General features: G+C 36.1%; 29 protein-coding genes and 2 tRNA genes. 10 read left to right on the forward strand and 21 right to left on the reverse strand.

What is annotated here, in order from left to right; translation table 11 throughout:
- Positions 1-26: 26 nt before the first annotated feature.
- From ACYQ0E_RS03845 to mutS, 5 genes are read right to left on the reverse strand one after another with little or no spacing between them, the layout of a single operon-like run.
- The gene (locus ACYQ0E_RS03845) at positions 27-584 is read right to left on the reverse strand and encodes a DUF1415 domain-containing protein (RefSeq protein ID WP_460186929.1); all 558 of its coding nucleotides are present in this window, start codon (positions 582-584) and stop codon (positions 27-29) included.
- 17 nt (positions 585-601) lie between these two features.
- Positions 602-1,456: a DUF5718 family protein gene (locus tag ACYQ0E_RS03850; protein WP_460186930.1), complete on the reverse strand. Its 855-nt coding sequence runs from the start codon at positions 1,454-1,456 to the stop codon at positions 602-604.
- 4 nt (positions 1,457-1,460) lie between these two features.
- Positions 1,461-2,012, reverse strand: a complete 552-nt coding sequence (locus ACYQ0E_RS03855; protein ID WP_460186931.1) for a cytochrome b — start codon at positions 2,010-2,012, stop codon at positions 1,461-1,463.
- A gap of 59 nt (positions 2,013-2,071) precedes the next feature.
- Positions 2,072-2,938 carry a tetratricopeptide repeat protein gene (locus ACYQ0E_RS03860; protein ID WP_460186932.1) on the reverse strand — a complete coding sequence of 289 codons (867 nt, stop codon included), beginning with the start codon at positions 2,936-2,938 and terminating at the stop codon, positions 2,072-2,074.
- Positions 2,939-2,986: 48 nt separating this feature from the next.
- On the reverse strand, positions 2,987-5,593 hold the full coding sequence (gene mutS, locus ACYQ0E_RS03865) for a DNA mismatch repair protein MutS (protein ID WP_460186933.1): 2,607 nt from the start codon (positions 5,591-5,593) through the stop codon (positions 2,987-2,989).
- A gap of 192 nt (positions 5,594-5,785) precedes the next feature.
- Here mutS and ACYQ0E_RS03870 point away from each other — a divergent pair, with 192 nt between their 5' ends.
- The 8 genes from ACYQ0E_RS03870 (at position 5,786) to ACYQ0E_RS03905 (ending at position 13,206) form a co-directional block, all read left to right on the forward strand.
- Positions 5,786-6,268: a CinA family protein gene (locus tag ACYQ0E_RS03870; RefSeq protein WP_460186934.1), complete on the forward strand. Its 483-nt coding sequence runs from the start codon at positions 5,786-5,788 to the stop codon at positions 6,266-6,268.
- Between the two features lie 456 nt (positions 6,269-6,724).
- Complete coding sequence (recA, locus tag ACYQ0E_RS03875; protein WP_460186935.1) at positions 6,725-7,753, forward strand: recombinase RecA; 1,029 nt, start codon at positions 6,725-6,727, stop codon at positions 7,751-7,753.
- A 28-nt stretch (positions 7,754-7,781) separates the two neighbouring features.
- Positions 7,782-8,408, forward strand: coding sequence for a regulatory protein RecX (locus ACYQ0E_RS03880; RefSeq protein WP_460186936.1), 627 nt, complete (start codon positions 7,782-7,784; stop codon positions 8,406-8,408).
- A gap of 99 nt (positions 8,409-8,507) precedes the next feature.
- Positions 8,508-11,099, forward strand: a complete 2,592-nt coding sequence (gene alaS, locus ACYQ0E_RS03885) for an alanine--tRNA ligase (RefSeq protein WP_460186937.1) — start codon at positions 8,508-8,510, stop codon at positions 11,097-11,099.
- A 45-nt stretch (positions 11,100-11,144) separates the two neighbouring features.
- Positions 11,145-12,371, forward strand: coding sequence for an aspartate kinase (locus ACYQ0E_RS03890; protein WP_460186938.1), 1,227 nt, complete (start codon positions 11,145-11,147; stop codon positions 12,369-12,371).
- A 189-nt stretch (positions 12,372-12,560) separates the two neighbouring features.
- Positions 12,561-12,761 carry a carbon storage regulator CsrA gene (gene csrA, locus ACYQ0E_RS03895; protein WP_460188694.1) on the forward strand — a complete coding sequence of 67 codons (201 nt, stop codon included), beginning with the start codon at positions 12,561-12,563 and terminating at the stop codon, positions 12,759-12,761.
- A 195-nt stretch (positions 12,762-12,956) separates the two neighbouring features.
- Positions 12,957-13,049 (forward strand) — tRNA-Ser (locus ACYQ0E_RS03900).
- Positions 13,050-13,129: 80 nt separating this feature from the next.
- Positions 13,130-13,206, forward strand: a tRNA-Arg gene (locus ACYQ0E_RS03905).
- Positions 13,207-13,278: 72 nt separating this feature from the next.
- Here the strand turns inward: ACYQ0E_RS03905 and ACYQ0E_RS03910 are convergent.
- The 14 genes from ACYQ0E_RS03910 to ACYQ0E_RS03975 all read right to left on the reverse strand — a co-directional run bounded on the left by ACYQ0E_RS03910 (position 13,279) and on the right by ACYQ0E_RS03975 (position 23,186).
- On the reverse strand, positions 13,279-14,340 hold the full coding sequence (locus ACYQ0E_RS03910; protein ID WP_460186939.1) for a site-specific integrase: 1,062 nt from the start codon (positions 14,338-14,340) through the stop codon (positions 13,279-13,281).
- The gene (locus ACYQ0E_RS03915) at positions 14,333-14,536 is read right to left on the reverse strand and encodes a hypothetical protein (RefSeq protein WP_460186940.1); all 204 of its coding nucleotides are present in this window, start codon (positions 14,534-14,536) and stop codon (positions 14,333-14,335) included. The genes ACYQ0E_RS03910 and ACYQ0E_RS03915 overlap by 8 nt, the downstream gene beginning before the upstream one ends.
- Before the next feature lie 2 nt (positions 14,537-14,538).
- A complete protein-coding gene (locus tag ACYQ0E_RS03920) occupies positions 14,539-14,817 on the reverse strand; it encodes a hypothetical protein (RefSeq protein ID WP_460186941.1) in 279 nt (92 codons plus the stop codon).
- Between the two features lie 17 nt (positions 14,818-14,834).
- The gene (locus ACYQ0E_RS03925) at positions 14,835-16,280 is read right to left on the reverse strand and encodes a hypothetical protein (RefSeq protein ID WP_460186942.1); all 1,446 of its coding nucleotides are present in this window, start codon (positions 16,278-16,280) and stop codon (positions 14,835-14,837) included.
- 92 nt (positions 16,281-16,372) lie between these two features.
- Positions 16,373-17,710, reverse strand: a complete 1,338-nt coding sequence (locus tag ACYQ0E_RS03930; protein WP_460186943.1) for a type II secretion system protein GspD — start codon at positions 17,708-17,710, stop codon at positions 16,373-16,375.
- Positions 17,694-18,758 carry a zonular occludens toxin domain-containing protein gene (locus tag ACYQ0E_RS03935; RefSeq protein ID WP_460186944.1) on the reverse strand — a complete coding sequence of 355 codons (1,065 nt, stop codon included), beginning with the start codon at positions 18,756-18,758 and terminating at the stop codon, positions 17,694-17,696. Before ACYQ0E_RS03935 ends, ACYQ0E_RS03930 begins: the two co-directional genes overlap by 17 nt.
- 2 nt (positions 18,759-18,760) lie before the next feature.
- Entirely contained in the window at positions 18,761-19,138 is a 378-nt protein-coding gene (locus ACYQ0E_RS03940; protein WP_460186945.1) for a DUF2523 family protein, read from the reverse strand.
- Between the two features lie 2 nt (positions 19,139-19,140).
- Entirely contained in the window at positions 19,141-20,601 is a 1,461-nt protein-coding gene (locus ACYQ0E_RS03945) for a hypothetical protein (RefSeq protein ID WP_460186946.1), read from the reverse strand.
- Between the two features lie 144 nt (positions 20,602-20,745).
- Complete coding sequence (locus ACYQ0E_RS03950; RefSeq protein ID WP_460186947.1) at positions 20,746-20,970, reverse strand: hypothetical protein; 225 nt, start codon at positions 20,968-20,970, stop codon at positions 20,746-20,748.
- Positions 20,971-21,047: 77 nt separating this feature from the next.
- Entirely contained in the window at positions 21,048-21,305 is a 258-nt protein-coding gene (locus tag ACYQ0E_RS03955; protein ID WP_460186948.1) for a hypothetical protein, read from the reverse strand.
- A gap of 76 nt (positions 21,306-21,381) precedes the next feature.
- Positions 21,382-21,648: a hypothetical protein gene (locus ACYQ0E_RS03960; RefSeq protein WP_460186949.1), complete on the reverse strand. Its 267-nt coding sequence runs from the start codon at positions 21,646-21,648 to the stop codon at positions 21,382-21,384.
- A gap of 207 nt (positions 21,649-21,855) precedes the next feature.
- Positions 21,856-22,224: a hypothetical protein gene (locus ACYQ0E_RS03965; RefSeq protein WP_460186950.1), complete on the reverse strand. Its 369-nt coding sequence runs from the start codon at positions 22,222-22,224 to the stop codon at positions 21,856-21,858.
- Between the two features lie 18 nt (positions 22,225-22,242).
- Positions 22,243-22,617 (reverse strand): hypothetical protein, encoded by a 375-nt coding sequence (locus ACYQ0E_RS03970; protein ID WP_460186951.1) that lies wholly within the window; start codon positions 22,615-22,617, stop codon positions 22,243-22,245.
- A complete protein-coding gene (locus ACYQ0E_RS03975; protein WP_460186952.1) occupies positions 22,617-23,186 on the reverse strand; it encodes a hypothetical protein in 570 nt (189 codons plus the stop codon). Before ACYQ0E_RS03975 ends, ACYQ0E_RS03970 begins: the two co-directional genes overlap by 1 nt.
- 195 nt (positions 23,187-23,381) lie before the next feature.
- Here ACYQ0E_RS03975 and ACYQ0E_RS03980 point away from each other — a divergent pair, with 195 nt between their 5' ends.
- Positions 23,382-23,645: a helix-turn-helix domain-containing protein gene (locus ACYQ0E_RS03980; RefSeq protein ID WP_460186953.1), complete on the forward strand. Its 264-nt coding sequence runs from the start codon at positions 23,382-23,384 to the stop codon at positions 23,643-23,645.
- Positions 23,646-23,673: 28 nt separating this feature from the next.
- Here the strand turns inward: ACYQ0E_RS03980 and ACYQ0E_RS03985 are convergent, their stop codons facing one another.
- Entirely contained in the window at positions 23,674-24,267 is a 594-nt protein-coding gene (locus ACYQ0E_RS03985) for a DUF2726 domain-containing protein (RefSeq protein ID WP_460186954.1), read from the reverse strand.
- Between the two features lie 362 nt (positions 24,268-24,629).
- Here ACYQ0E_RS03985 and ACYQ0E_RS03990 point away from each other — a divergent pair, with 362 nt between their 5' ends.
- A complete protein-coding gene (locus ACYQ0E_RS03990) occupies positions 24,630-25,445 on the forward strand; it encodes an amidohydrolase family protein (RefSeq protein WP_460186955.1) in 816 nt (271 codons plus the stop codon).
- A 102-nt stretch (positions 25,446-25,547) separates the two neighbouring features.
- Here ACYQ0E_RS03990 and trpS read toward each other — a convergent pair whose 3' ends face one another.
- Entirely contained in the window at positions 25,548-26,558 is a 1,011-nt protein-coding gene (gene trpS, locus ACYQ0E_RS03995) for a tryptophan--tRNA ligase (RefSeq protein WP_460186956.1), read from the reverse strand.
- Positions 26,559-26,646 lie beyond the last annotated feature (88 nt).

Genomic DNA, 26,646 nt, shown 5'->3' on the forward strand with positions numbered 1-26,646 from the left:
GTAATTGAAATATTAGTAATATTGTTTTATTTATATAAATAAGGAAACAAAGCCGCTTTTTGTTCTTGGCTTAGACCGCAAACCGTTTCAATATTGTGTTCTGGAATGAGCTCAGGATTTGGGTAGTGTTGGATGGCTTTTTCTAGGCTTTCTTCACGCAATAAATGCAAAATTGGGTAGGGGGCTCGGTTGGTTAGGTTTTCTGCATCTTCTGGCTCTGTGCCGCCAAACTGATAGTTTGGGTGAAAGGTGGCGACTTGAAACGTGCCTTCCCACTCGTTGTCTTCAATTAGGGCGTCAACGTATTCTAAAAAATCATTGTAGTCGTAAAAATCGGCCAGCATTTTGGGTACAATTAATAAGGTGGTTTCAATGTTTTCTGGTTTGCTTTCGGCCAGTAAATTAAGCTCTGTTTGCAAGTCTTCTAGCAAGTTGGCATCACTGGTACTTTGCGAGATGGACAAGCGAATTTGTTTGTCTCTAAAAGGTTTAGAGGCAAATGGGCATAAGTTTAAACCAATGACAACTTGGTCTAACCATTGATTAACGCTATTAATAATGGATTCATTCGTTTGGTTAGACATCATGTTTCCTATTATTCTTAAACAATGGTTTGTTTAAGAATTGAGCTATTAATCAATGGGGTTTGTTCACCAATTAGGTTTGCAAAAACATCTTCGGCACTGTTTTGAGCAGCATCGTAAACGTAGATGGCTATTTCGTCGCCAGGTTGCAAAAATACTTGTTCACCAAACTCCGTATAGGCGGTTGCGCCTAAGCTAATCATAATGCTTTGCGGATACCCGGATTGTTGCAAAATTTGATGTAAGTTTTCTAAAGGTCCAAAATCTTGTTGAGTGTTGATTTTATCAATCATCCAGTCGTTAAGTTTTTCATGAAAATAAGAGTAGCTCAGTACCGAACTGTCTTTACCATAAGCGTGAATTAGGCCTTCACGTTTTAAAAAAGAGGCAATTCTAAACGTGTCGAGTTCACAGCCTGGTTCAAAACTATTCAATTCAATAAAATCTTCTGAAACGCCTTTGGTTGAAGGCCCCCAATTCTTTTTATCACTAATTTTTTTGGCACCGGGTTTACGTATAGAGCAATCATTAAAGGCTGCAAACGCTTTGGGTGTTAAATGGGTTACTTGCCCTTCATCGTAGGTGACGTTAAACAATATACAAACTTCAGGTTCAGCTTGAAGGTGAGCATTATCTTCTAGGTCTTTAGGGTAGTGAATCTCTGTTGATGAAAGAGGGTATTGGCCTAACTGTTTGTTGGAATCTAAGACGTAGTAAGGGAAAAGCCCCTTGGGTGAGTCGGCTGTCTTAGTTTGCACATTTTCAAAGTCAGGCGTTTCACCGGCTTGTTCAAGGTGGCCAGCAAAATTGCCGGCAACACCTAAACCAACCAGGTTTTTTAGCATTTTTTTATTGATGGGATAGAAGCTCATAAGTTCAGTCTTTTTGTTTGTTAATGCCTAGCATGCGTAATAGGGTTGAATCTTTGTAAACAAAGTGGTGTTTTAAAGCACCTGCAAAATGTAATAAGATAACGGCAATCATTATTTTTCCAGCAAGACCATGAAAGGTTTCGGAGATTTCATGAATGGTATCGTTTTCACCTACAAAATTAGGTAGGGTAAATAAGTTAAAAAACGCTACGTCATGACCGCCTGAGTTTGACATTATCCAACCAGAAAGCGGCATCATAATTAGGGCTAGATATAAAATACCTTTTACGGCGTGCCCAAGGATGTGCTCAAATTTATTTTTTGAAAGCTGTTCTGGGTTTGGGCTGATTTTTAACCAGATTAAACGCAAAATAATGAGCATAAAAACACCAATTCCTAGTGATTTATGTAGGTCATATAATTCAAATTTTGCAGGGCTTTTTTCTAAATCACTCATATACAAGCCGAGAGCGATTAGGCCAATGAATAAAATAGCGCTTAGCCAGTGGTTGGCACGAGAAATTAAGCCGTAACTATTTTCAGTGTTTTTTAGCATGATAATGCTCCTCTAGGTTATGTTTTTTTAGTTCTTTTTTTATTATTTTATGTAAAGTTTTAATATAAAAGGCTTTGAAACTTTCTGCGGTACATTGTAACCAATTCAGGGGCTTTTGCAGTAAGCATTTCAAAGGCTTTTATAATCGATTTTTGTGGTAACCCGTCTTCAAAACTGCGGTCAATGCTAAAGAGTTTTAAAAGCGTTTGTAAAGCATTTTCTGCTTGACCATTTAACATTAACAGGCCTGCTAAAAAGTGCAGCGCAACGCAGTCATTTGGGTTTTCTGCCAAGGTTGCTTGCAATGTTTGTATATCTGGTGAATTGGCAACGGCTTCTGAAAAATACAAAATACCATCCAACTCTTTACCTTTAGGGTCTTTTTGCGCTTCTTCAGGTAATTTATAAAATAGGTTTTTGGCATTTTCTAAATGGCCTGTATGTAAATACATTTGTACTAAATCTAAGTGTATTTGAAAGTTGTTTGCATTAAGTTTAGCCGCTTCACCCAGCATTTGTACCGCTTGGTCAAATTCGCCATCGGCAAACGCTTGGTTTGCTTGTTTGCGCATGATTTCAGAAGGGTCGTCTTGAATAAAGTTATTAAGCATAGAACGATAAGCGTCTTCACTTAACAGGCCTTCGTATTCAGTCGCTATATCACCATTTTTAATGAGTTTGTAAAAGGGCGGGTTAGGCGAACCTAATTTGGCGGTTAAATCGGTTTGTTGGCCAGTATTGATTTTGGCCAAAATAAACTTACCTGCAAATTCATGGGCAAGTTTTTCCAAGATGGTATTTGCGAGTTTACTTTTTTCATTAAGTGGCGACCAAAAACTGACTAAGACCGGTAGTTGATGCGAATTTTGCATTACCATTTCTTGGACATTATTTAATGTAATATCAATAATCATCGCTTCTGCCATGAGCTGTTCCTTATTATTCTATAATCTATTGTGATCTATTCAGTGGTTTTATTGTGTGTTTTTTAGCGTTGATTTTAAGCTGTAAATCGCATCTAAAGCCATGCGAGGGGTCAGTTCATTTGGGTCAATATCTTGCAGAAGTTGCTCTACTTTTTCTAACGCAGGATTGGCTTGGTAGCTAAACATATCAAACTGTTGTATAGGTTCGGCGGCTTGCGAAGGTTGTGCGGTTGTTTTTTGATTCACCGCTTGGTTTTCCAATTGCATAAGGCGCTGTTGTGCTAACTGAATAACATTTTGTGGCACACCCGCTAAAGCGGCAACTTGTAAACCGTAGCTTTGTGAAGCCGGGCCATCTTGTACTTGGTGTAAAAACACAATGCTGTCTTGGTGTTCTATGGCATCTAAATGCACATTAACGGTGTTTTTAAACTGTTCGGCCAAGGTGGTTAACTCAAAATAATGCGTGGCAAATAAGCAGAAACCTTTCACATTTTGTGCCAGGTGTTCGGCAATAGCCCACGCCAAGGCGAGTCCATCAAATGTAGAGGTTCCACGGCCAACTTCATCCATTAATATTAAGGAATTTTGGCTAGCATGATGCAAAATATTAGCGGTTTCAGTCATCTCAACCATAAAGGTAGAGCGCCCAGATGTTAAGTCATCGGATGCGCCAATGCGGGTAAAAATTCGGTCAATTGGCCCAAGTTCTGCGTGGTCTGCTGGTACATAACTACCCATAAATGCCATTAAAGTAATTAACGCCGTTTGGCGCATATAGGTGGATTTACCGCCCATATTTGGCCCAGTAATAATATGCAGTTGGCGATCATCGTTAAATAAGGCATCGTTAGGAATAAAGGGTTCACTGGATACCGCTTCAACCGTTAAATGGCGGCCTTGCTCAATGACCAGGCCTGGTAAATCGGTTAAAACGGGGCGTGTTAAATTTAAACGTTCGGCCTGTTGCGCTAAATTGACTAATACATCTAATTCAGACAGCGCACTGGCGCACGCTTGCAGTTGAGCAAGTTGAGTGTTTAAGGTTTCTAACAGTTCTTGATAAAGCCATTTTTCTCTTGATAACGCTTTTTCACCCGCACTTAATATTTTGTCTTCAAAGGTTTTAAGTTCAGGAATAATATAACGCTCTTGGCCTTTTAAGGTTTGCCTGCGAATATAGTCAGCGGGTACTTGGTCACTGTGCAGTTTGCTGATTTCTATGTAATAACCATGTACTCGGTTATAGCCGACCTTTAAACCTTGTATTCCCGAACGTTCTTTTTCACGTTGTTCTAAAGCCAGTAAATAATCACCCGCTTCATTTTTTAAGTTACGCAGTTCATCGAGCTCGGTATCAAAGCCTTCAGCAATCACGCCACCATCACGAATTAACATCGGTGGGTTTTCTACCAGTGCCTTATCTAATAATTCAGCGAGTTCTGGAAAGGTGCTCATGCGTTGAGCCAGTTCGGTCAATTTTGCAGAATCTTGCAGGTGCTCTAATTGCGATTGAAACTCAGGCAGGGCATTGAGTGTACGGCCAATATGTAAACAATCGCGAGGACGAGCAGAGCGTAAAGCCACACGGCTTAAAATACGTTCCATATCACCCACTTGTTTTAGGGTTGTGCGTAAATCGTCGTCTTGATGTTTAGCAAGAATGATTTCAATGGCGTCTAAACGCTGGTTAATAATGTCGCGATTGCGTAACGGTTGGTTAAGCCAGCGTTTTAATAATCGGCTGCCCATTGCGGTGGCGGTGTTATCTAAAATTGCGGCTAGGGTATTATTGGTGCCACCACTTAAATTGGTATCTATTTCTAAGTTACGGCGGCTAATGGCGTCTAACACCAAAGTGTCGGTGGTTTGATAGCTGTGTAAGCTAGAGATATAAGTTAAATCGCTTTGCAACATGCTTTGGGCATAATGCAAAATAACACCAGAGGCACTGATTGAAGCAGGGTGATTATTGCAACCGTAAGCCACTAAATCTTGCGTTTTAAAATGGCTAATTAATCGTTTACGACAGCTGGCGACATCAAAATGCCAGCTTGGATATCTTACCAGGCCTGGTAAATTTAAAATATTCTCAGGTAACTGTTCTCTAAAATGGTCATCATCTGGCACTAATAGTTCTGAAGGTTTTAGGCGCTCAACTTCCGATAAAAGTTGGTTAATAGACTCAAGTTGTGCAGTTTCAAAACGACCGCTAGACACTTCTAAATAGGCAATGCCGTAGTGCTGTTCTTGTTGAGTAATGGTAACTAATAAGTTTTCATGTCTGTCTTCTAATAGCGCTTCTTCAACCAAAGTACCAGGTGTAATCACGCGTACCACTTTACGTTCTACTGGCCCTTTGCTGGTGGCAGGGTCACCGATTTGCTCACAAATGGCGACCGATACACCTAATTTAACGAGTTTGGCTAAATAGCCCTCTGCAGAATGATGTGGAATACCCGCCATAGGAATTGGATTGCCACCTGATTTTCCGCGTGCAGTTAGGGTAATTTCTAAGAGTTCTGATGCTTTTTTTGCATCATCAAAAAACAGTTCATAAAAATCCCCCATTCGATAAAACAGAAGATGATTTGGGTGTTGTTCTTTAATCGCTAAGAACTGTTGCATCATTGGGGTGTGCGTGGGTTTTGTCATAGTGAGTTTTGGGTGTCTGTTTTTAGAATTTTAATAGCCGTTAAAAAGAGGTATGCTATGGCTTATTAATTAGGTATGCAAGTGCATTATAAAAAGCATTGAAAAATTGTACTAAAAATATCTGTATTATTTAACAGAGAGTTTATTAAAAGGCCTCTATTATTAGGTTTGTAAGCAACGAGGAGTGATTTTGTGAAGTTTGAATTGTTGGTTTCGCAAGTAGGACAAGCTTTGGCTGAGTATGATGCTATGGTGGTGACAGCAGAATCATGTACGGGAGGCATGATTGCAGAGTCATTAACTTCTATTGCTGGCAGTACCGCCTGGTTTGATAGAGCCTATATTACATATAGTTATGAATCTAAGCGTGAAATGCTTGGCGTAAAAGAAATTACTTTACAAAAAAATGGCGCGGTAAGCCAAGAGTGTGTTGAAGAGATGGCTTTAGGCGCATTACAGCAATCGCATGCAAAAGTGAGTGTGGCTTGTAGCGGTATTGCCGGCCCAGGAGGGGGTTCTGAAGATAAGCCCGTTGGCACTGTTTGGTTGGCTTGGGCAGTGCAAGGACAGCAAGATGTTGTCTCGCAACTTTGTCACTTTGAGGGCGATCGTCAAGCCGTGCGTGAAAAAACAACCGAAGTAGCATTAATGGGAATTATGAAGTTATTAAACTAAGATCTGTTTATTTGTAGACAAGACAATAAAAGACGGTAAAGAAGCGTGTTAGTTTAACTTAGGTTTAATTTGTTTTACCTTTCACTCTCAAAACGTAAATTATCTTTTAATATCTATTGATATCTCGCGAGTTTGACTAGGATTTAATAATAAATTATGGGATAATTTAGCGCTCAAATTTCGGTTTGAACTTTAGTTTAACTTTTAAACTGATTTTACGTTGAGGGCTGAACGGTTGAGTTATCTTAAATGACTCCCTGGCTAAGCATTGTTATACGCAATTAAAAAAAGTTATGAATATTTTAACCCTTTGTTTTTAGAGGCTATTTTGTTTTGCAATGAGCGTAGCTTGTTGTTAAAAATGAAAGCGCGACAAACAAGGGGTTTTTATTGAAAAATAGAATAAGTAATAGAAATATCAAATCCAACGCCGAAACCAAAAAGGAAAAGCATCAAATGGATGAAAATAAGCAAAAAGCACTGACAGCAGCACTAGGCCAAATTGAAAAGCAATTTGGTAAAGGTTCTATCATGCGTATGGGTGACAGCACTGTACCACGTGATATTGAAGCGGTTTCGACAGGTTCTTTAGGGCTTGATATGGCGTTGGGCATAGGCGGATTACCAAAAGGTCGAGTAGTTGAAATTTATGGTCCAGAATCTTCAGGTAAAACGACATTAACATTACATGTTATTGCAGAGATGCAAAAAATGGGTGGAACAGCAGCTTTTATTGATGCTGAACACGCTTTAGATCCAATCTATGCTGAAAAACTGGGTGTAGATGTGGATAACTTATTGGTTTCTCAGCCAGATACGGGTGAGCAAGCATTAGAAATTACAGATTCATTAGTACGTTCTGGTGCTGTAGATGTGGTGGTAGTGGATTCTGTTGCCGCTTTAACGCCAAAAGCTGAGATTGAAGGTGATATGGGTGATTCTCATATGGGGCTTCAAGCGCGTTTAATGTCACAAGCTTTGCGTAAGTTAACCGCCAATATTAAACGTACAAACACCTTAGTTATTTTCATTAACCAAATTCGTATGAAAATTGGGGTAATGTTTGGTAACCCAGAAACCACAACCGGTGGTAATGCACTTAAGTTTTATGCGTCTGTTCGTTTAGATATTCGTCGTATTGGTGCCATTAAAAAAGGGGATGAAATTCTAGGTAACGAAACGCGTGTTAAAGTGGTTAAAAACAAAGTTTCACCGCCATTTAAACAGGTTGAATTTGACATTCTTTATGGCCAAGGTATTTCACGCGAAGGTGAAATCATTGATTTAGGTGTTAAAGAAAAATTCATTGATAAATCAGGTTCTTGGTATGCCTACAATGGCGCCAAAATTGGGCAAGGTAAAGACAACGTACGTCAATACTTAATTGAAAACCCTGAAATTGCCGCTGAATTAATGGATAAAATTAAAATAGCGACTATGCCACAGCCAAAAGTTAAAGCGGCTGCTGAAGACGAGGCTGAATAATTTTCTTGATTAATCTCTAGGAGATAACTTGAAAAGTGCAGAAGAATTTTTAGCTGAATTGAATATGAAATCAGGCGCGGATTTAGGTGTAGAACCTAGTCCGCATTCTGCTTTCAGGGAGCCAGATTTTTTAAATCCTGATTCTTTAAACCATCAAGTTAAAACACTGGATGAGTTAGCTAAAAAAATTGAGGCCAAAGCGGTTGCTTTGCTTGCAATGCGAGAGCATGGTTCTAAAGAGTTAAAACAAAAGTTATTAACCAAAATACCAGAAACCCCAGAGTTACTAGCCGAATATGGCGAGCAACCAGGCCTGGTAAATTGGATGGTGGCCGATGTTTTAAAACTTTGCCAAAAAAATGGCTGGCAAAGCGATGAGCGTTATGTTGAACAAGCTGTACGTAATTACGTTAATAAAGGGCATGGCCCGCAAAAAATTAGGCAAAAATTACAACAAACTTGTTATGACAATAATTTGATTTCTGCCGCTTTAGATTGGGATGAATCCGATTGGGCAGAACTGGCTCAACAAGCGTTAGAAAAAAAATACGGTGATTGTAAAAAGCCAACAGAACAAAAAGAGCAAGCCAAACGAATGCGTTTTTTACAAAGTCGTGGGTTTGCTCCTAGTACGATTTGGAAAGCGTTTCGTTAAAACGTACAAAATTAAAATCTAAAAATAAGTCGATTTTAGTTTACAAAGACTGAATCAAACAGAATTACAAAATTTATTATATTTAAGGTTATTTTCATTATGACGAGTGCCGAACTCAGAAAAGCTTTTCTAGATTATTTCGTTAAGCAAAACCACACAGCCGTTCATTCAAGTCCCGTTGTGCCTGGTAATGATCCTACGTTGTTATTTACCAACGCTGGAATGGTTCAGTTTAAAGAGACGTTTCTTGGTCAAGAACAACGCGACTATACACGTGCAACCAGTGTGCAACGTTGTATTCGTGCTGGTGGTAAACACAATGACTTAGAAAATGTAGGTTATACCGCACGTCACCATACGTTTTTTGAAATGTTGGGTAACTTTAGTTTTGGTGATTATTTTAAGCAAGAAGCCATCAAGTTTGCTTGGGACTTTTTAACAAAAGAGTTAAAGCTACCTGAAGAAAAACTGTGGGTAACCGTTTTTGAAGAAGATGACGAAACCGCAGATATTTGGTTAAAAGAGATGGGGATTAGCTCACAACGTTTTTCTCGTTGTGGTGCAAAAGACAACTTTTGGCAAATGGGCGATACTGGACCTTGCGGACCTTGTACTGAAATCTTTTATGATCATGGCGCTGATGTTGCTGGTGGGCCTCCGGGGTCTCCAGACGAAGACGGTGATCGTTATATCGAAATTTGGAACCTAGTCTTTATGCAGTTTGACCGTGCGTCAGACGGTACTTTAACACCGCTTCCAAAACCATCCGTTGATACAGGTATGGGCTTAGAGCGTTTAGCTGCGGTCATGCAGAACGTACATAACAACTACGATATTGATCTGTTTCAAGCGATTGTTAAAGAAGTTGCTCGTTTAGCCAATCAAAAAGATCTAACGCATAACTCTTTACGAGTGATTGCCGATCATATCCGTTCTTGCGCCTTTACTATTGTAGATGGTGTTTTACCTTCAAACGAAGGGCGTGGTTATGTATTGCGCCGTATTATTCGTCGTGCCATTCGTCATGGTTATAAGTTAGGAATGAACGATGCCTTTTTCTATAAATTAGTGCCTGTATTGGTTGAGCAGATGGGTGAAGCTTACCCAGAATTAGTCAAAGAACAAGCAAATGTAGAACGTGCGTTAAAGTTAGAAGAAGAGCGTTTTGCTGAAACACTTGAAAATGGAATGAAGTTACTAGAAGAGTATATTTCAACCATGCAAGGGCAAACCATTGATGGTGAAATTGCTTTTAAACTTTATGATACTTATGGTTTTCCACTTGATTTAACCGCTGACGTTGCGCGAGAAAAAGGCCTAACGGTAGATGAAGCTGGTTTTGAAAAATCAATGGAAGCACAACGTGAACGTGCACGTTCGGCCAGTAATTTTGGTGCGCAATCGGCAGGTAAAATAGACTACTCTGGTGAAACTCAGTTTGTAGGTTATAACCATGATGATGCTGATTCAACAATAATGGCTATTTTTGTTGATGGTACTTCAGTTGATACCATTACTGAAGGCACTCAGGCGATTGTAATTCTTGATAAGACTCCTTTCTATGCCGAGTCGGGTGGACAAGTTGGTGATACAGGTAGTTTGACTGAAGGTATGAATAGTTTTCATATTGATAATGTTCAAAAACAATCTAAAACATTTTTGCATATGGGGAATGTGACAGCGGGTACGCTTTCTGTTGGGCAAATTCTGCATTCACAAATTGATGTTGACGGTCGTCGCTCTTCAGAACGTAACCATTCGGCAACACATTTATTACATGCTGCTTTAAGAGAAACTTTAGGAACGCATGTTCAACAAAAAGGCTCTTTAGTTACCCCTGATCGTTTACGTTTTGACTTTTCTCACTTTGAGCCAATTAAGCCTGAACAATTATTAGAAATTGAAAAGTTAGTCAATAAAAATATCATGCTTAATAACCCAGTTGGCACCAATGAAATGGATATTGAATCGGCCAAAGAAAAAGGGGCAATGGCTCTGTTTGGTGAGAAGTATGGTGATATTGTTCGAGTCGTTGATATGGGGGACTTCTCGGTTGAACTTTGTGGTGGTACACACGTCTGTTCAACGGGGCAAATTGGTCCATTTAGATTACTTTCTGAAACAGGGATTGCCTCAGGCGTTCGTCGTATTGAAGCGGTAACAGGCGAAGGTGCTTGGGCAGCAATTTATGAAGATGATAAAACCTTATTAAATATTGCTACATCCGTTAAATCTGATAAACACCAAGTTGAAACCAAAGTCGCACAGTTGGTTGCTGATCACAAAGAGCTCGAAAAACAGTTTAAACAAATGCAATCAAAAATGGCATCTTCTCAAGGGGATGACTTAGCGAACCAAGCTGTAAAAGTGGGTGAGGTGAATATTCTTGCTGCTCAACTTGAAGGTGCTGATGTTAATACATTACGTGAAACACTTGATAAATTAAAAGATAAACTTGCACCAGCCGCCATTGTTTTAGCAGCGGTTGATGGTGACAAAGTGTCTTTAGTAGCCGGTGTTTCTAAAGAAGTGACAGGCACATTTAAAGCGGGCGAGTTAGTTAATCATGTTGCTCAGCAAGTTGGTGGTAAAGGGGGCGGGCGTCCTGATATGGCGCAAGCTGGTGGTAAAGATCCAAGCAAACTTGCAGAAGCATTAGCCTCTGTACAAGCGTGGGCAGAATCAAAATAATATAAATTCTAGAGTCAGTGGCTCTTTAAGTAAGAAAAATAAAAAATGGCATTAATTGTTCAAAAATTTGGCGGTACCTCTGTTGGAAACGTAGAACGAATCCAACACGTAGCCAAACAAGTGGCTAAATCGGTTAGCGAAGGCAATCAAATTGTGGTGGTTGTTTCTGCCATGAGTGGTGAAACCAACCGTTTAACGGCATTAGCCAAAGAGATGCAATCTCGTCCTTCTAAACGTGAAATGGATGTATTGTTAACAACGGGTGAGCAAGTCACTATTGCTTTATTAAGTATGGCATTACAAGATTTGAGTTGTCCTGCTGTCTCTTATACAGGGTGGCAAGTACCCATTCAAACCGATGAATCTTATTCAAAGGCCAGAATTGATAAGATTGACGGTACTAAAATTTTAGGCCAGCTAAGTCAAGGTAAAGTCGTTGTTGTTGCCGGTTTTCAAGGGATTTCAATAGAAGGTGATATTACTACGCTAGGTCGTGGTGGGTCTGACACAACTGCGGTGGCTTTGGCGGCGGCTTTAAATGCTGATGAATGCCAAATTTACACTGATGTTGATGGGGTTTACACAACCGATCCTCGTGTTGTACCAGAAGCCAAACGTTTAGATACCGTTACCTATGATGAAATGCTTGAACTCGCCAGTTTAGGAGCAAAAGTTTTACAGATTCGTTCGGTAGAATTTGCCAGCAAATATAATGTACCGTTAAGAGTTTTGTCCTCTATGAAAGAGGGCGGTGGAACTCTAATTACTTTAGAAGATAAATTTAAGGACAATGATATGGAAAAGCCACTCATTTCAGGGATTGCTTTTAGCCGAGATGAGGCAAAATTGATGATTTTAGGTGTACCAGATAAACCCGGTGTCGCCTTTCAAATTCTTGGGCCTATTTCAGATGCAAATATTGAAATTGATATGATTATCCAAAACCAAGGTATTGATGGTACAACTGACTTTACCTTTACCGTTAGCCGTAATGATATGGAAACTGCGCTTGAACTCTTGCAAAGCATTTCTTTGAAACTAGGTGCTCGTGAAATTTTGTCTGATGATAGTATTGTTAAAATTTCAATGGTAGGTGTTGGTATGAAATCACATGCGGGAATAGCCAGTAAAATGTTTAAAACATTAGCGGATAACAATATTAATATTCAAATGATTGGCACAACAGAAATTAAAATATCTGTAGTCATTGATGAGCCTAATTTAGAGCTTGCTGTTCAATCTTTGCATGAAGCTTTTGAATTAGATAAATAAAATCCAAGTATTATTTATTACTTAAAGCCTGCTTTTGCAGGTTTTTTTTGGCGTCTAAATTGATATTTATTTATGTAGCCATAAAAAGTTTTTATAAATACTAATGAATGGATATAAATATAACTAATTATGCGTAAGTCATAAAAGTTTTATACTAAGAATTCGATTAGTTATATTATGGGAATAATGATGCTGGTGCTTACTCGCAAGGAAAACGAGTCTCTGATCATTGGTGATAATATCAAGTTAACGATATTGGCAGTTAAAGGTGGTCAAGTACGCATAGGAATAGATGCACCAGTTGATGTGCCTATTCATCGTGCAGAATTGTTACTAAAGTCCGAAGAGGATAAAACTTTAGATTCTCGTGATGATAAAGCGATAGGTTAGGTTGTATATTTACTTGGTATGTAGATAAATAGATGTTTGTAAAAACGTTGTCTAAATAATCAAATATCCAATTAATATTCCCTTGGTTTCAACTAATCAAACGTCTATTTAAAATTGATAAATAAATAATACCAAAAAAAGCCAATTCTTCGTTTACAACAAAGCATTAACCTTGTATTATACGCCACAGAAATTGGAGACGTGGCCGAGAGGCTGAAGGCGCTCCCCTGCTAAGGGAGTATAGGGTTTGTAGCTCTATCGAGGGTTCGAATCCCTCCGTCTCCGCCATTTCTACTTGTTGAAAAATTGTATTAAATTAAGAGTTGACTCTTAGCAAATTCACTCTATAATACGCCTCAACAAACCAAGCGCCCGTAGCTCAATTGGATAGAGTACTCGGCTACGAACCGAGCGGTTAGGGGTTCGACTCCCTTCGGGCGCACCATATATATAAAGGCTTGTAGCGTTTTTCGTTACAGGCCTTTTTTATTGTTTACCAAAAGAAATACCAAAAAAACTATTTGGTAGCCTTAACTTCCTTAACTTTTCTTAAATATACAGCCTTAGCTTTTTCACTTTTATGACCTGATTCATTGAGTTCGTGATCACTAACGCCTTTAGCTTTTAAATCGTGAAAACTAAAACGTTTATCTTTATCCATAGAAGCGTAACCCAAATAAACCATTTTTGTATAAACACGTTGCCAAGCTGAATCACGAGCATTTTTAGAATAAGGTTTTCCCCACTTGGTTAAAAGTAAATGATCTGTTTTTAAAACAACATGCCCTTGATTTACCAGGCCTGTTAAAGTTTCTTCTCTTAATGATAAAGCAGATTCAATAATTTCTTTTAATCGTGGAGTGAAAATAGTCCATTCAGGCAAACTACCTTTTGTTCGCTCAATAAATACACCTTTATCTAAATCGATGTCAGAAAGTGTTAAATTCCAAGCTTCAGCACCACGAGCACGACATAAATAAGTTATTTCAATGGCATAGTATAAAGGTGTATTTTTTGTGAGTTCAAGTAATTTAGAATACTGAAAATCTGAAATATAAACTTTTTTTGCTGTTTCTTTAATATGCTTAACACCTAAACAAGGGTTTTTTGTTGCTAAATCACGCTCTTTAGACCAGTTAAAAGCAGCACTTAATAATTCAATTTCACGATTCGCCCCAGTAGTAACGCCTTGAGTTAATCTTTTATCAAAATATAACCTAATAATTCCAGGAGTTACAAGCTCGTAGGGCATATCACCGAATGTTTTACCATTCTTCATTGGCATATTAGTTAAAGTCTGATAGTAATAGCTGTAACCTTTATTAGTTGATAGTGATAAACCTTGAACATAATCCGATTTTAAATAGCGATCTAGCAGAAATGTAATAGTATCACTAGGAGTTTCACCAATAGATTCAACAATTGAATGGATTACAGAACAAGGGCAATCTTCTCTTAAAAGTTTTCTACCATCTCTTAAAGGGAACTCTTTCATTTTTTGGCCTGTTTTGTAATCTACATAAACCCAACGGCCATGTCTAAAATAACAATATTTAGGCGGGTTTTTACAATTAATCAAAACCTTTTTCCCATTCATTTTCATTTTGAATTTTATTCTTAACTAAATTTATATTTAAGGCTTCAGTAGTAGTAATAGGACGTTTGTGCCTATCTAAAAAATAACCAACACCGATAGAATCAAGAAATTTAACAACGTCTGAAGGTCGTTTATAACCAACCCAGTCACTTAAAGATTCAAAAGATAATAAAGACATAATCAAGACCTTAATGTTGTTTTATCAAAATTAAGAATGATTTGATTTTCTTTTTCAGTATGTACAATTTCAAAATCATCACCAAAGAAATCTAATACAAAAAGCATATGTTTTTCAGCTTCGAAACGAGAGGAGTATAAAGAAACAATATTGTCATACTGAATTTGCTGAAGAGATGATAGGTAATTTTTATTTAAGGTACCATCTTTATTTTTAAAAAATTCAGTGAATGAAACAGAACCATTTTTTTCAAGAATTTTTAATAATTTACGTTTAAACATAATTTAGCCTTTTAAAATTATTCCCAACCTGGAATATAATCATCATCAGGTTTGGTTAAAGATTGGGGATACTTACTTTTAATATTTTTGAAAGGAGTTTCATAGATAGGGGCTAGATCTAATCTTCTATCATCAACCTTTTCAATAAATGCGTTTATCCATTGCTCAGAATCCTGACCTTTCTCCCTGAAATATTTGTTAATAACGGATATTTGAGGAAATGAATAGAGCATTTCTTCTATTTTTTCATTAGGTACGTCTTCTTTTGCACAATAAGAAGCTAAATGACCTAATAATTGAGCAATGTTACGGTCTGAATCATTGCCAGAATGAGTAACTCTTAAACGTTGATATTGATATTTTTCATCTTCTATGTTCATAAAAGGCGATTCAGCTAAATATTGCCATTCGGGGCGAATAACTTTTGAATCGGGGTAAACATAACGGCATTGTTCATAGAGCATATGACGCCACAAAGAGGGTATGTGAGGTATAAAATCGGCGATTGATTTAATTTCATGTGAAATAGTTGCCCCGCCTTTTGCGGGTAATCCCAATTTTAAAAGAACATTGGAAGGAAAAGAGCCTTCTATCCTAAATACATCTTTAGATTTATCAAAACATAAATGTTGGCTGTAAACAGAATCCCAAAACTTAAATTTATTACTCCTTTTTGACTCTTCAAGCTTGCTGTAAATACGAGTTTGAACCCCTTGTTTACCAATTAGAAAGGACTTTTCATGATCATAACGGATAGCTATGTCAGAATGATCTAATTCGGTTTTTGTGAGGTCTATAAAACCCTCTGAAGAGCCAGCCGAAGGAATAGCACGCTTTACACGTGAACGAGTGCGTAAATTATAAAGAAAATCTCTCTCAGGTTCCCAGCCTTGCACGTCCATGCATAAATCACCCCTTAAACCTGCATATTCAAAGTTATCAAAAAAGAAATTTGCGAAATCGTCTGTTATTTCAGCACAGCGAGGTAAACCTTCATTATAAATTAATTGGGGTGAAAGCTTAATTTTAAGTCCTGTTTGCTCTATAAGCCATTGTGTGTCACTTAAATAGCCGAAAAAGATAAGAATGCCAACAGATTCATTTTGAAGTTGATAGCGGTAACCAGAATCGAAAGGGGCACGATGAAAACGAAACTTTAAGCCATTTAATGAAATAACTTTACGAGGGTATTCATTAAAAACTTCTTTTTTTGTGCCGTAATAATCATCTATTTGGGTTTCAACAAACAATTGATTAACAATTTCAGGCTTTAAAAGGCCTTTGAATTTAGGTTCTAAAGTATCAACTCCTGTATGGAGTATTTCAAAATTGGTTAAATCGGCTGGTTCGTTTCTTGGGGTACATTCATTATTAAAATAAAAACCATGATCATTATTTTCAAAACGTCCCGTTTCAGAATTTAATGATTTTCTATCAGATAAAATATATTTTTGTCTTGTCATTTTTTATTTCCAAATAATAATTATTCTTATTTATGTATTTTTGTTAATGCGTGTTACAAAGACGCAAGCCATGTACACCGACTGCGTCGGCGTTACATTGGCTTTGGTGCAATTGCATCAACTTGTAAAAAAATGTAAATTTCTTGAGAAAGATCAGAATCATTAGAAGAAATAGGAATATCAAAGAAAGCTAAATCTGAATCTGAGTTAGTTTTTCGTTTATCAATAATCCCTCCAACAGCGTATACAGTACCTGGAGAAACCAACAGAGTAGTAGATAGGCTTTGATCATCTGTAATGATGTCACTAACGGTTGATAGTTGAGTTTCTGAAATTGAACTAAAATTCTGATTGAGTGTTAAATAAATTAGATTGTCAGGCCTAACAGTTGCAGATACTTCAACAGATAGGCCCACTTTTTTACGCTCTATGTTATCTATTATTTGGCCAGTTTCTTGGACTATTTGGCTAGTTCTAATAGGTACTTCCCGACCAACATTAAAAGATGCTTGTTCACCCTCTAATAGCTGTATAAAGGGCTGACTATGGATAGTTACATCTTGCTTTGATTTTAAAAAGTTAAAAAGAAAACTGATTCCAGAAGTAAACTCCTTAATTGTATTAATGGCAAAGCCTGTACCGGTTAATTGAACAGCACCATTAGAAAGAATAGGAACAATATTAAATTCTTTGTCTTTTGATTTTGTAACGGAAGTTATGAGCATTTTTACCGATAGCGTTTTAAGACTTTGATCTAGGGAATAGACGTTTTTAGTAAAAGTGTGAATTAAGCTTTTTTTGCCTGTTATTTGAAGCCTATGGAGGGTGTCATAAGGTTCAATCGTGACACCATCAACGGGTTTAATTAAAGAGGGTTTAACGTTATTAAGCGTAAGTATCTCGGTGACAATTGATTCATCTCTGTCTAAATCAATTTTCTTAATAATAGAATTAAGAGTATTAAAGTTTTCTTGTGTATCAGTAATTAAAATTAAGTGATCACCAACAGATTGAATAGAACCTTCATAAGAAATTAAATGAGATAAGGCGGATTGAACATCTTTTGTTTTGGCATTACGTAAGTAAATAATGAAGGTTTTAAAATGGCCAGGTGCAGAATAATAAGATTCATTGTCTTGATTTACAATTGTTACTAAATTATTAGAATCTTCATAAACCTTTAAACCCGATGCTCTTAAAGCGTCTTTAAATAAAGCGTAAGTTTCATTTATTGATTTGTCATTGGGTACAGATAAAGATATAGAAATATCTGAAACATCGGGTGAGTAAGTAAAAGATTTTTGTGTTAAGTCTGAAATTATAGGTACAAGCCTAGAAACTGGTACATTTTCGTAATTAGTCTTTAATCCTTCAGAATGTGCATTAATTGATATTGTTAATAACAGTAAAATTTTAATTATCTTTTTCATTTTTTTTCGTACCTTCAAATTCTTTAGGTGAATACGTTATAACGTTGTTATCTACGGTATAAACACCATCACTAATTTTTTTTAAATTAAAGCCTATATCTATTAAGTCTTGATAAGTAAGGGTAATTTTTGTTGAATCGGGATTAACATAATTAAAAAGGACTAACTCAACATCTTTTGATTTGATGATTGATGCCAAATAAATATGGGGTTCATCTTCGCCATCTTTGCCCCCCATAAAGGATAATGAAGGGGCTATATTAGGTTGCTCTTTATGTTCAATTGAATGAGTGGGGCTTTCTTTAGGTTCAGGTGTATCAGGGTTAAGTAAGCCGTATAAAAGGTAAACAATCGTAAAAATTGAAATGGGTATTGCAAGGCCTAAAACTTTTATTTTTAGAGGTAATTCTTTGAGGTGATTTGTAAAAGTTCTGTTTTGAGTGTGCTCAACAGAAGATTCATATAGACCATAGTATTCTTTAGGAAACTTAAATTGCCCTCCTGTTTTTGCTGAATCTTCAGTCTTATCTAAAGTCTTATCTTTACTTTCTAAATAATTAGAAACTTCTAAATTTGCAAGTCTTGTAAAGTGCCTATGGGTTTGAACAATATCACGGACTTTAGAATCAACAAAAGTTGGGGATTGAGTTAATAAATAGATATCAATTGCTGAATGTCTTGAATGAGTTAGCCATTCGTCATGCTCAGAACGTTTAGCGGAGTGGTGTTTTTGAGGATAAAGAATGTGAGCTTCATCAATTAATAATAGGGAGCCATTTTCAAACCAATCAAGATTTAATTTAGTTTCACCACTTAACAATTGTTCACGTGTAACATAAATATCTGTTATTTCTTTAAAACTTAAAGGGATCCATTCTGAAACATCGGAATATAAGGAATGAGATTGATCAAACCTAATAATATTAGAATAATAAACCTTTCTAGGTTTTCCATTTTTAATAGATTCTTTTTGAATTCTAATAACTTCAGTAATACCATAAAGCGTTTTTGCACTCCCCATATTTCCAGTAATCAAATTAATAGCCATAATTAAGCACTCGCTGACTTAAGAGCCAAAGCCGATGATGCTTTAGTTGTAACAATAGACCAAGCCGCAGCATAAGCTGTAAGGATATTTGTTAAGGCATCATCAACCCGTAATTCACTAGCACCCATAAATAAAACTGTTAACCATTGGCTAGGGGCATCAGGCATAGATTGAAAAGCAAGCAACATAGCGTTGTAGGCAAAATCTAAAGTAAATTGAGTACCTTGATAAGTTATAAAACTAATACCCAATACAAAAAGAATTTTTGATAAAAAACCGACGGTAAAAAAAGTAATAATAGATTTAACTAATTTTGTAGAAATTAAACTTTTCCACATTGAAACTAAAAAAGTACCTAAAACAGAAATTAAACTTTTCATAATTAGCCCCTCACAGCACCATAAATAATTTCAAAACCCCAAAGATAAGAAAAACCAACTAAAAAAACAGAAAACATTTGCCAAATAATGCACATATGCAAAAGATTAATCGTGAAATTAGTCCCTGTAACTTGAACAGTTAAATTAGAGCATGGAGTGTCAGGAATTAAATTAGATTCATAAGTAAAAGAATCTAAATCAATACCTGTTTCATCTTTTTCAAAATCATTTTCTTGTTTTGTAGCTTCAGTTTCGAAATTTAAAGCAAGATCAGTAAAATCAGGTGTAGGAGGTTGCTCAGGAGGCTGGGATAAAAGTTGTTTAATACCATTTGCATGTGTAGCAGTTTTACCCGTATTATTCAAAATACCGGTCAAATACCCCCTATAATCAATCACTTCAGGTTCATTCGTTGTAGTAGTAGTTGTACTTGTACTTGTACTTGTAGTAACTGAACCATCCACATTGTTTATAGTTGTATTTGTTGTAGTAGTTCCCGTTGATGTTCGGGGAACTGAAGGAGCAACGGGTGCAACATCGGCGGGAACATCAGGAACAACAGCAGAACCATCGCCAGAAGTGTCTATATAATCAGTTGAACCAGTAGGATTTAAGGCAGTAGGTAATATGGGGTAATCATCTAAAGAAGGTCGATTTTCACCCGTATAACCATTAGCTTTCGCTAAAGCTTCAGAATAAGTTAAACCTTTATATTCCGTTGGCTTATCTTGTACAGAATCCCAAAGACTATTTAAAAAATTTTGAGCTTGGCCTGTTTCATCGCCATAAGCAGTAGCTAATTCAGCAGGAGTTGCCATGTAAATCGGAACAAAATTACCGCTTGAATCAAGATATCCAGTATTACCGCTTGAATCAGTTATTAAATTATAATCGCCCGCAGTTGAATTAGAAAAATCAAAAGTACCTGAAGCACCAGGACAGGTATAAGAACCTATATAAACAGACTCTTCATAAAATGAACCTAAGGGAAAAACACCAACAGATTTTTGTACGGTGCCATCTAACTTAACTCTTTCAAAAAGGCATGAACCCTCACCTGGATTTTCTTCAACATACGTAACCCTACCATCATAATAATGTTCACCTGTATCAGGGTGATAGATTGGAGTTGAATCAATAACCGTACCAGGTGCTACATTTAAAGTATTAGAAGTCGAAGGACTAAAAACACCATCTGCAATAAGAGCAGAACCCGCAGTTGTACCCGCAAATATCCCCGCTCCTTTTAAACCTATACCGACTTTTCCCGATTCAACGCCACCAAAAACAGCCGTTTTAGCTTTTTGAATTAAAGCGGGATTTTTAACAGCTGTAACAATAGCTTCTTTTAATGCTTGAGTAGCCGTGAAACCATAAGCAATGGCTGGAACAAAACTAAAAGCGTTAAGCGAAATAAAAAAAAGAATTGAACCCATAAGGATTTTATTAATATGTTTTTTCATTTTGATTAAAACTCTTAAAATTAAATATAAAAAAAGGGCTTACGCCCTTAGTGCCTAAAGACGACCAATAAGGACTTTAAAAAATAGATAAATACCTAAAATTTGACCTAATAAAATGACGTCTTCAGGCGTTAACATGGATTATTACCCACGAGCACCACGGCGAATGAATGACATGATCACACCACCACCAGCAATAACAAGAGCGAAAGTTACACCCAATAAAATAGCCACATCAACGTTAGCTAAGAAATCAGTTTTCTCAGCCGCAATTGTTGTAACATCAAAAGCCGCTTGCGAAGCGGTAGCCATTAAACCAGCACCGAAAGCAGAAACAGCTAACAGCCCTTTTTTAAGTAAGTTTTTCATGTTGTATCTCCTTTTTAAAACATGATTGAATGATTCGTAATGAATCTTTTAAAACACTTTAAAAATGCTTTAAGAGATTAATTCCAACCAAGTGATTTATAAATAAATGAAATAATAGCTTTACCAGAAATGCCAGCTATATAACCCAACAAAATAAACAAAAAGAAAAGACCAACAAGATCAGTACGATCAGAAGATGATAATTCCGAAATACTGGGGGAATATTCAATAACTTGAAGTGTGCCAACTGGACAAGATAAAACATCTTGACTAGAAATAGTTTTAATAGATATATCTGTACTACTTGCAACATTACAGACTATTGAATACTTCATAATCAACCTTTAAAAATTTTATAAAATTCATAAAAAGCGAAAATTAAAACAACGATATAAAAAAGAACTCTTAATTTCATTTGTAATTACCTTTTGAATGGATTATTTTCAAAGCATTTAAATGCACACTATTTTCATCATCACCAACATAAACAACATCGTCCGATTTAAAACGCGCATCAGTAAAAAATTTAGGTCTGACATAGTCGAAATAAACATCTAACAAAACTTCTTTAACCAAACAACCAATAACCAAAATTGCAAAAATAAAAACACCAAAAAAAGAAATCAGTGATTCAAGCAATTCCTTAAATTGAATTTCTGTTAATACTTGTAGTTCCATTTCTAGTACCTCAATTAATTAAAAGAGCGGCATTCATAGCCCCGAATTTGACGAGGTACGAATCAAGAAAAACTCGACCCCATAAACACCGCTTTTTTAATTAACTCCTTTTCTTAGTAAACTGACGCACTCTCGTTTGTCGGGTCAGAATTAAAAACAGAATAAAAAGACTTTCTGTTTCTAATCCCGACCTAGTTTTATAACCTGTTATTTAGTGGTATTTGGTTTGGGTGTGAAACCCGTTACAACAAGTAAAGGAACTGTTTCAGTTTTTCCATTTTTATGAATTTGTTCCAACTTTTGACCACCTTCTAAATCTAGAATTAAAGGACTACCTTTTTGGGCTATTTCACTTTGAATACGAGCGGCTATTAATGTTGAATCCTCTTTTTCATTACCAATGATTTTCATTTTAGAAACACGTTTACCAGCAAAACCTTCATTGGGATCAGTAGGTTCTAAGTATTGAACGGAACCGTACATAATAGGATCGCCCGTTGTTTTTCCGTTTTCATCAGTTGGGGTAAATGTTCCAAATTGAACGTTAATAACTTCAGCTTGCATTTGCATTTTCATTTTTCGCACCTCTTTTGTTTAATAAGTAAATTTGCGTTGATTGAATTGGTTAAAATCTTGAATCATCATGGTTAGTAAAAAATCAACAAAGAAACCTTTTAATGTGATTGTTCGATTTACAGGATCATACCCCACTATTCGCGGTTTTAAGTTGACTGGCATTTTGTTAAAAAATTGAGTAATGGCACTTGAATCAGGAAAAGAATAAGTGCTTGTTGTGAATGGTTTACTTACTGGTAGTTTAAAAACAACCTGGAAACCAAATCTAACCCTAGGGTTTTGTTGGCATTCGGTTTTATAGCGTTCAATTTGCTGTTTAGCCAATGTTAGAGCTTCGATAGTAGGATTAGTTACATGAGCTGTTTTAAGGACTTCCTGAGTTACAATTTGCATTATTGAACCCCCTCAGTAACTTGAGAAGCTTCCTCTTCAATATCACCAATTTGCGATAATTGATAATGATGAATACGCTCAATATTTTGTTTATTATTTTGTTCAGCTTTGTATCTATCAATAACAGCATCAAAGAGGAATGTATTTTCATCTTCAAACATTCCTTCAAGCTCAAACGTGCATAGACCACTAATAGAGCTTAGATCATCTAAATCAATGTCATTTTCATAAAGAAAGGTTTTGAATATATTAACAGGTGTATCAAGTTGGTTAATGAGTAAAGATTCAATAATTTGAAGATCATCATCAAAAAAGAATCGATCACGATTAATTTCATTTTCAATAGATAAAATAGAATTATCTTCAGGACTTAAAATAAAATTAACGCGAGGGTATGTAATGTCTTTCTGAAAGTCACAGACAGAAATGCAATGGGAACGTTCATTGTAAACGTAAGAGAGGGATGAATAGCCAGGAACAGATGTAAATTCTATTTCTAACATTTCTCTATATTTTTCAGCTTTTTTTAGAGAATCAATATAAAGATTTAGAATTTCTTGATTTTTCATTTTTTTCGTACCTCGTAAAAATTCGTAATTTTGAGAAAAAGCCCGATTAATGAGATAATCGGGATAAAACAGAAACAAAATATATAAATAAAATATAAAGCATGGAATATTTTCATGAATTAATTTCATGGGTTAAATATATAACACATTGAAATTATTTTCAAGGAAATATTTCATGAAAAATGAAGATTTTTTATGGACATCTACGAAAGAATTAAAAAAATTAGAAAAACTACAAAAATGAGCCAACCTGAGTTCTCAATATTTTGCGGACTTAAAGGAAATGAAATATCAAGTTTAGAAAACAGAAAGCAAAAGGCGTCTAATGAAACATTAGAAAAAATTGGAGAAAAATACCCGGAGTATAGAATTTGGTTATTAACAGGAGAAGAATTCGAAGAGAAAGGGCACATAAGCCCAATGACTAAACTAGAATCTGAAAAACAGAAAGTTAGTTGATGGCAAAGAAAATTTTAAATAAATGGTACTAATTAATAAATAATATAAAAGAAAAAATAAAAAGAAAAATAATACCTAACTTAATTTTATCTGAGTCTTTAAAGTGATCTGAATCATTGGTAAGTTTTAAATTTGATTTTGAACCATGTGGTGAAGTAGGGTGGGGTGTAGAAGTTGTTTTATTAGATTGTTCTGAAAAATCCCCAACAATTACACGAGCTATGTGATTGGAAACTTGCTCAATATTATAATAATAATCAGATTCAACCCATACAAGTGGCAAACCAGCAGACTTAAAAGCGGAATCTACAAATTCATCCCTCCAAATTCTATCCGGCCTATTATGACTTGGATCATTAAGTTCAATAGCACAAATAATCTTTAAGTCACAATCGCACAAAACATAATCAACATGTTTTTGCGAAATTTGAGAGAACATTTTATGCCAGCCACTACCCTTTTGAAACTTATTAACAGCAGGTGTAAGAATGTCAGCAATTCTAACTTTTCCATAAACCTTGAAAGAATCGCCAGCCAATTCTTCAAGAATTTTCATAAAGTGAATTTCAGTAGGTGTAAACAAGGACTTATGACATCTATAAATGTATTTGAAATCAGACATTAAAATTAGCACCTTTACTTAAATGATAAAATTATATACTAGGTATAAATTTTTACCAAAAGAAAACATTAAAACCCTGTAAAAACGCTTTAATAAATAAGAATTGTTTTGGTAAAAAAATTAACTAAGTTATTAATTAATATAAAAACTATACACGGCTACGAACCGAGCGGTTAGGGGTTCGACTCCCTTCGGGCGCACCATATTTTAAAGGCTTGTAATGAGAAATCATTACAGGCCTTTTTTATTGTCTGCCATTTCTTGCCTTACTCTTTTTTTGTCAATCAACCTTTTTTAAACGCTTTTACCAGGCCTGGTAAAATGAATTTTGTTTATGTAAATTTAGCTAAAGGATTGGCTTTATGAAAACGATTTTATTTGCCGTGTTATTAATGTTTACCAGTCTTGCACAAGCGCAACAGCCTTTGTTTGATAGTCACCTTCATTATGGTACTGAGGATGCAAAACACTATACTCCTAAACAGATTATTGAGATATTTGACCGCAATAACATAGAGTATGCATTGGTTTCTAGTACGATAAATGATGGCACTGTGGCTTTATATGATTATGCACCTAAACGAATTATTCCGTTTTTAGGATTGTATCGTTCCTTACGTGACAAACGTGATTGGATGTGGGATATGAGCGTGATTCCTCGGGTTGAAGAAGCCTTACAAAAAGGGATTTACCGAGGGTTAGGCGAGTTTCATATTTTTGCTAAAGAGCGTAAAAGTCCGGTGTTAAAAAAACTGGTTAAGATTGCGGTTAAACATAATTTAATGTTACAAGTGCATGGTGACCCAGAGGTGATTGATGAAATATTTACCCAAGCACCTAATGTGACGATATTGTGGGCACACATGGGAACCAAACCCCTGCCTGAGGTTTTAAGGGATATGCTTAATAAATACTCACATAATTTGTATATTGATACTTCAGTTCGCGATAAGCAGTTGCTAGAAAATGGTGGATTGTCAAAAGAGTGGCAGCAGTTGTTTATTGATTATCAAAATAATTTTATGGTGGCGGTAGATACATTTAGTGTTAATCGCTGGAATACATTTGATTCAGTTATAAAGGATATACATACTTGGCTGGCCGATTTGCCGCCTGAAGTCTCTAAAAAATTGGCTTATGAGAATGCGTATAATTTATTAATAGCACAACCAGAATAAATAAAAAACGATTTTACCAGGCCTGGTAAAAAGAGAATAATGTTAAAAAGCCTCAGTTTATTGAGGCTTTTTTATTGGTTTTTGCTGTTGCAAAGATGTTATTTAAGGTAAGACAAAACCAATGGCTTCATGTACGCTTTTAAGTGTCTTTTGAGCTTGTTCACGTGCTTGTTCAGCCCCTTTAGCTAGGATGTTACGTAATTCAGTTTCGTCACTACGCATCTCATGAAAACGTTTTTGCATAGGTTCTAGGTAGTCCACAACCAATTCACCCAATTCTACTTTTAAATGACCATACATTTTACCTTCAAAGTGTTTTTCGACTTCGGGAATGGTTTTGCCACTAATTACTGAATAAATGGTTAAAAGGTTTGAGACACCGGGTTTGTTTTCTAGGTCGTAATGTATTTCTGAACCTGAATCTGTTGTGGCTTTTTTAAACTTTTTAATAATGGTTTTAGGGTCATCAAGCAAGGCAATAAAATTGTTTTTGTTTTCATCTGATTTTGACATCTTAGAAAGAGGGTCTTGCAAGCTCATAATGCGCCCACCCGATGTTGTTGTAGGAATAAACGGTTCTGGAATTTTAAAGATTTCTTTTTCAAAACGGTTGTTATAACGAGTACCTAAATCACGTGCTAATTCTAAATGCTGCTTTTGATCAGCGCCTACTGGAACCATTTCGGTTTGGTATAACAATATATCCGCGGCCATTAATACTGGGTAATCAAAAAGCCCTACATTGATGTTTTGTGCGTGTTTTTGAGACTTGTCTTTAAATTGCGTCATTCGGTTGAGTTCACCCATATAGGTTGAACAATTTAGTACCCAAGCCAACTCGGCATGTTCGGGTACATGCGATTGAACAAATACTTTGCTTTTGTCAGGGTCAATGCCTGAGGCTAAGTAGAGTGAAACAAAATCTAAACTACGGTTGTAAAGTTGTTTAGGGTCTTGTTCAACGGTTATGGCATGCATGTTTACTAATGAAAAAAGGCAGTCATAATCGTCTTGCATCGTTACCCAGTTTTTAATTGAGCCGATATAGTTACCAATCATTAAATCGCCAGAAGGCTGAATGCCGCTAAATAGTATAGGTTTTGAGTTTGTCATTCTTTTGTTATCTTTGTATTTGCTTTAATAATGTGTGTTATTTTCGCATTTTATGTGCGTAAAGACTAGCGTGCAAAGGGGATTGAGC

The organism is Thiomicrorhabdus hydrogeniphila, from assembly GCF_054656895.1.

Excerpts from the sequence above, each read along its gene's own strand:
- ACYQ0E_RS03935 (WP_460186944.1), bottom strand. The coding sequence starts at position 18,758 with ATGGCTATTAATTTGATTACTGGAAATATGGGGAGTGCAAAAACGCTT.
- ACYQ0E_RS03990 (WP_460186955.1), top strand. The coding sequence starts at position 24,630 with ATGAAAACGATTTTATTTGCCGTGTTATTAATGTTTACCAGTCTTGCA.
- ACYQ0E_RS03970 (WP_460186951.1), bottom strand. The coding sequence starts at position 22,617 with ATGCAAATTGTAACTCAGGAAGTCCTTAAAACAGCTCATGTAACTAAT.
- ACYQ0E_RS03915 (WP_460186940.1), bottom strand. The coding sequence starts at position 14,536 with ATGTCTTTATTATCTTTTGAATCTTTAAGTGACTGGGTTGGTTATAAA.
- ACYQ0E_RS03965 (WP_460186950.1), bottom strand. The coding sequence starts at position 22,224 with ATGAAAATGCAAATGCAAGCTGAAGTTATTAACGTTCAATTTGGAACA.
- ACYQ0E_RS03930 (WP_460186943.1), bottom strand. The coding sequence starts at position 17,710 with ATGAAAAAGATAATTAAAATTTTACTGTTATTAACAATATCAATTAAT.
- ACYQ0E_RS03860 (WP_460186932.1), bottom strand. The coding sequence starts at position 2,938 with ATGGCAGAAGCGATGATTATTGATATTACATTAAATAATGTCCAAGAA.
- ACYQ0E_RS03945 (WP_460186946.1), bottom strand. The coding sequence starts at position 20,601 with ATGAAAAAACATATTAATAAAATCCTTATGGGTTCAATTCTTTTTTTT.
- ACYQ0E_RS03955 (WP_460186948.1), bottom strand. The coding sequence starts at position 21,305 with ATGAAGTATTCAATAGTCTGTAATGTTGCAAGTAGTACAGATATATCT.
- ACYQ0E_RS03940 (WP_460186945.1), bottom strand. The coding sequence starts at position 19,138 with ATGAAAAGTTTAATTTCTGTTTTAGGTACTTTTTTAGTTTCAATGTGG.
- ACYQ0E_RS03980 (WP_460186953.1), top strand. The coding sequence starts at position 23,382 with ATGGACATCTACGAAAGAATTAAAAAAATTAGAAAAACTACAAAAATG.
- ACYQ0E_RS03855 (WP_460186931.1), bottom strand. The coding sequence starts at position 2,012 with ATGCTAAAAAACACTGAAAATAGTTACGGCTTAATTTCTCGTGCCAAC.
- ACYQ0E_RS03985 (WP_460186954.1), bottom strand. The coding sequence starts at position 24,267 with ATGTCTGATTTCAAATACATTTATAGATGTCATAAGTCCTTGTTTACA.
- ACYQ0E_RS03975 (WP_460186952.1), bottom strand. The coding sequence starts at position 23,186 with ATGAAAAATCAAGAAATTCTAAATCTTTATATTGATTCTCTAAAAAAA.
- ACYQ0E_RS03920 (WP_460186941.1), bottom strand. The coding sequence starts at position 14,817 with ATGTTTAAACGTAAATTATTAAAAATTCTTGAAAAAAATGGTTCTGTT.
- recA (WP_460186935.1), top strand. The coding sequence starts at position 6,725 with ATGGATGAAAATAAGCAAAAAGCACTGACAGCAGCACTAGGCCAAATT.
- ACYQ0E_RS03950 (WP_460186947.1), bottom strand. The coding sequence starts at position 20,970 with ATGAAAAACTTACTTAAAAAAGGGCTGTTAGCTGTTTCTGCTTTCGGT.
- ACYQ0E_RS03845 (WP_460186929.1), bottom strand. The coding sequence starts at position 584 with ATGTCTAACCAAACGAATGAATCCATTATTAATAGCGTTAATCAATGG.
- trpS (WP_460186956.1), bottom strand. The coding sequence starts at position 26,558 with ATGACAAACTCAAAACCTATACTATTTAGCGGCATTCAGCCTTCTGGC.
- csrA (WP_460188694.1), top strand. The coding sequence starts at position 12,561 with ATGCTGGTGCTTACTCGCAAGGAAAACGAGTCTCTGATCATTGGTGAT.
- ACYQ0E_RS03890 (WP_460186938.1), top strand. The coding sequence starts at position 11,145 with ATGGCATTAATTGTTCAAAAATTTGGCGGTACCTCTGTTGGAAACGTA.
- ACYQ0E_RS03925 (WP_460186942.1), bottom strand. The coding sequence starts at position 16,280 with ATGACAAGACAAAAATATATTTTATCTGATAGAAAATCATTAAATTCT.
- mutS (WP_460186933.1), bottom strand. The coding sequence starts at position 5,593 with ATGACAAAACCCACGCACACCCCAATGATGCAACAGTTCTTAGCGATT.
- alaS (WP_460186937.1), top strand. The coding sequence starts at position 8,508 with ATGACGAGTGCCGAACTCAGAAAAGCTTTTCTAGATTATTTCGTTAAG.
- ACYQ0E_RS03850 (WP_460186930.1), bottom strand. The coding sequence starts at position 1,456 with ATGAGCTTCTATCCCATCAATAAAAAAATGCTAAAAAACCTGGTTGGT.
- ACYQ0E_RS03960 (WP_460186949.1), bottom strand. The coding sequence starts at position 21,648 with ATGGAACTACAAGTATTAACAGAAATTCAATTTAAGGAATTGCTTGAA.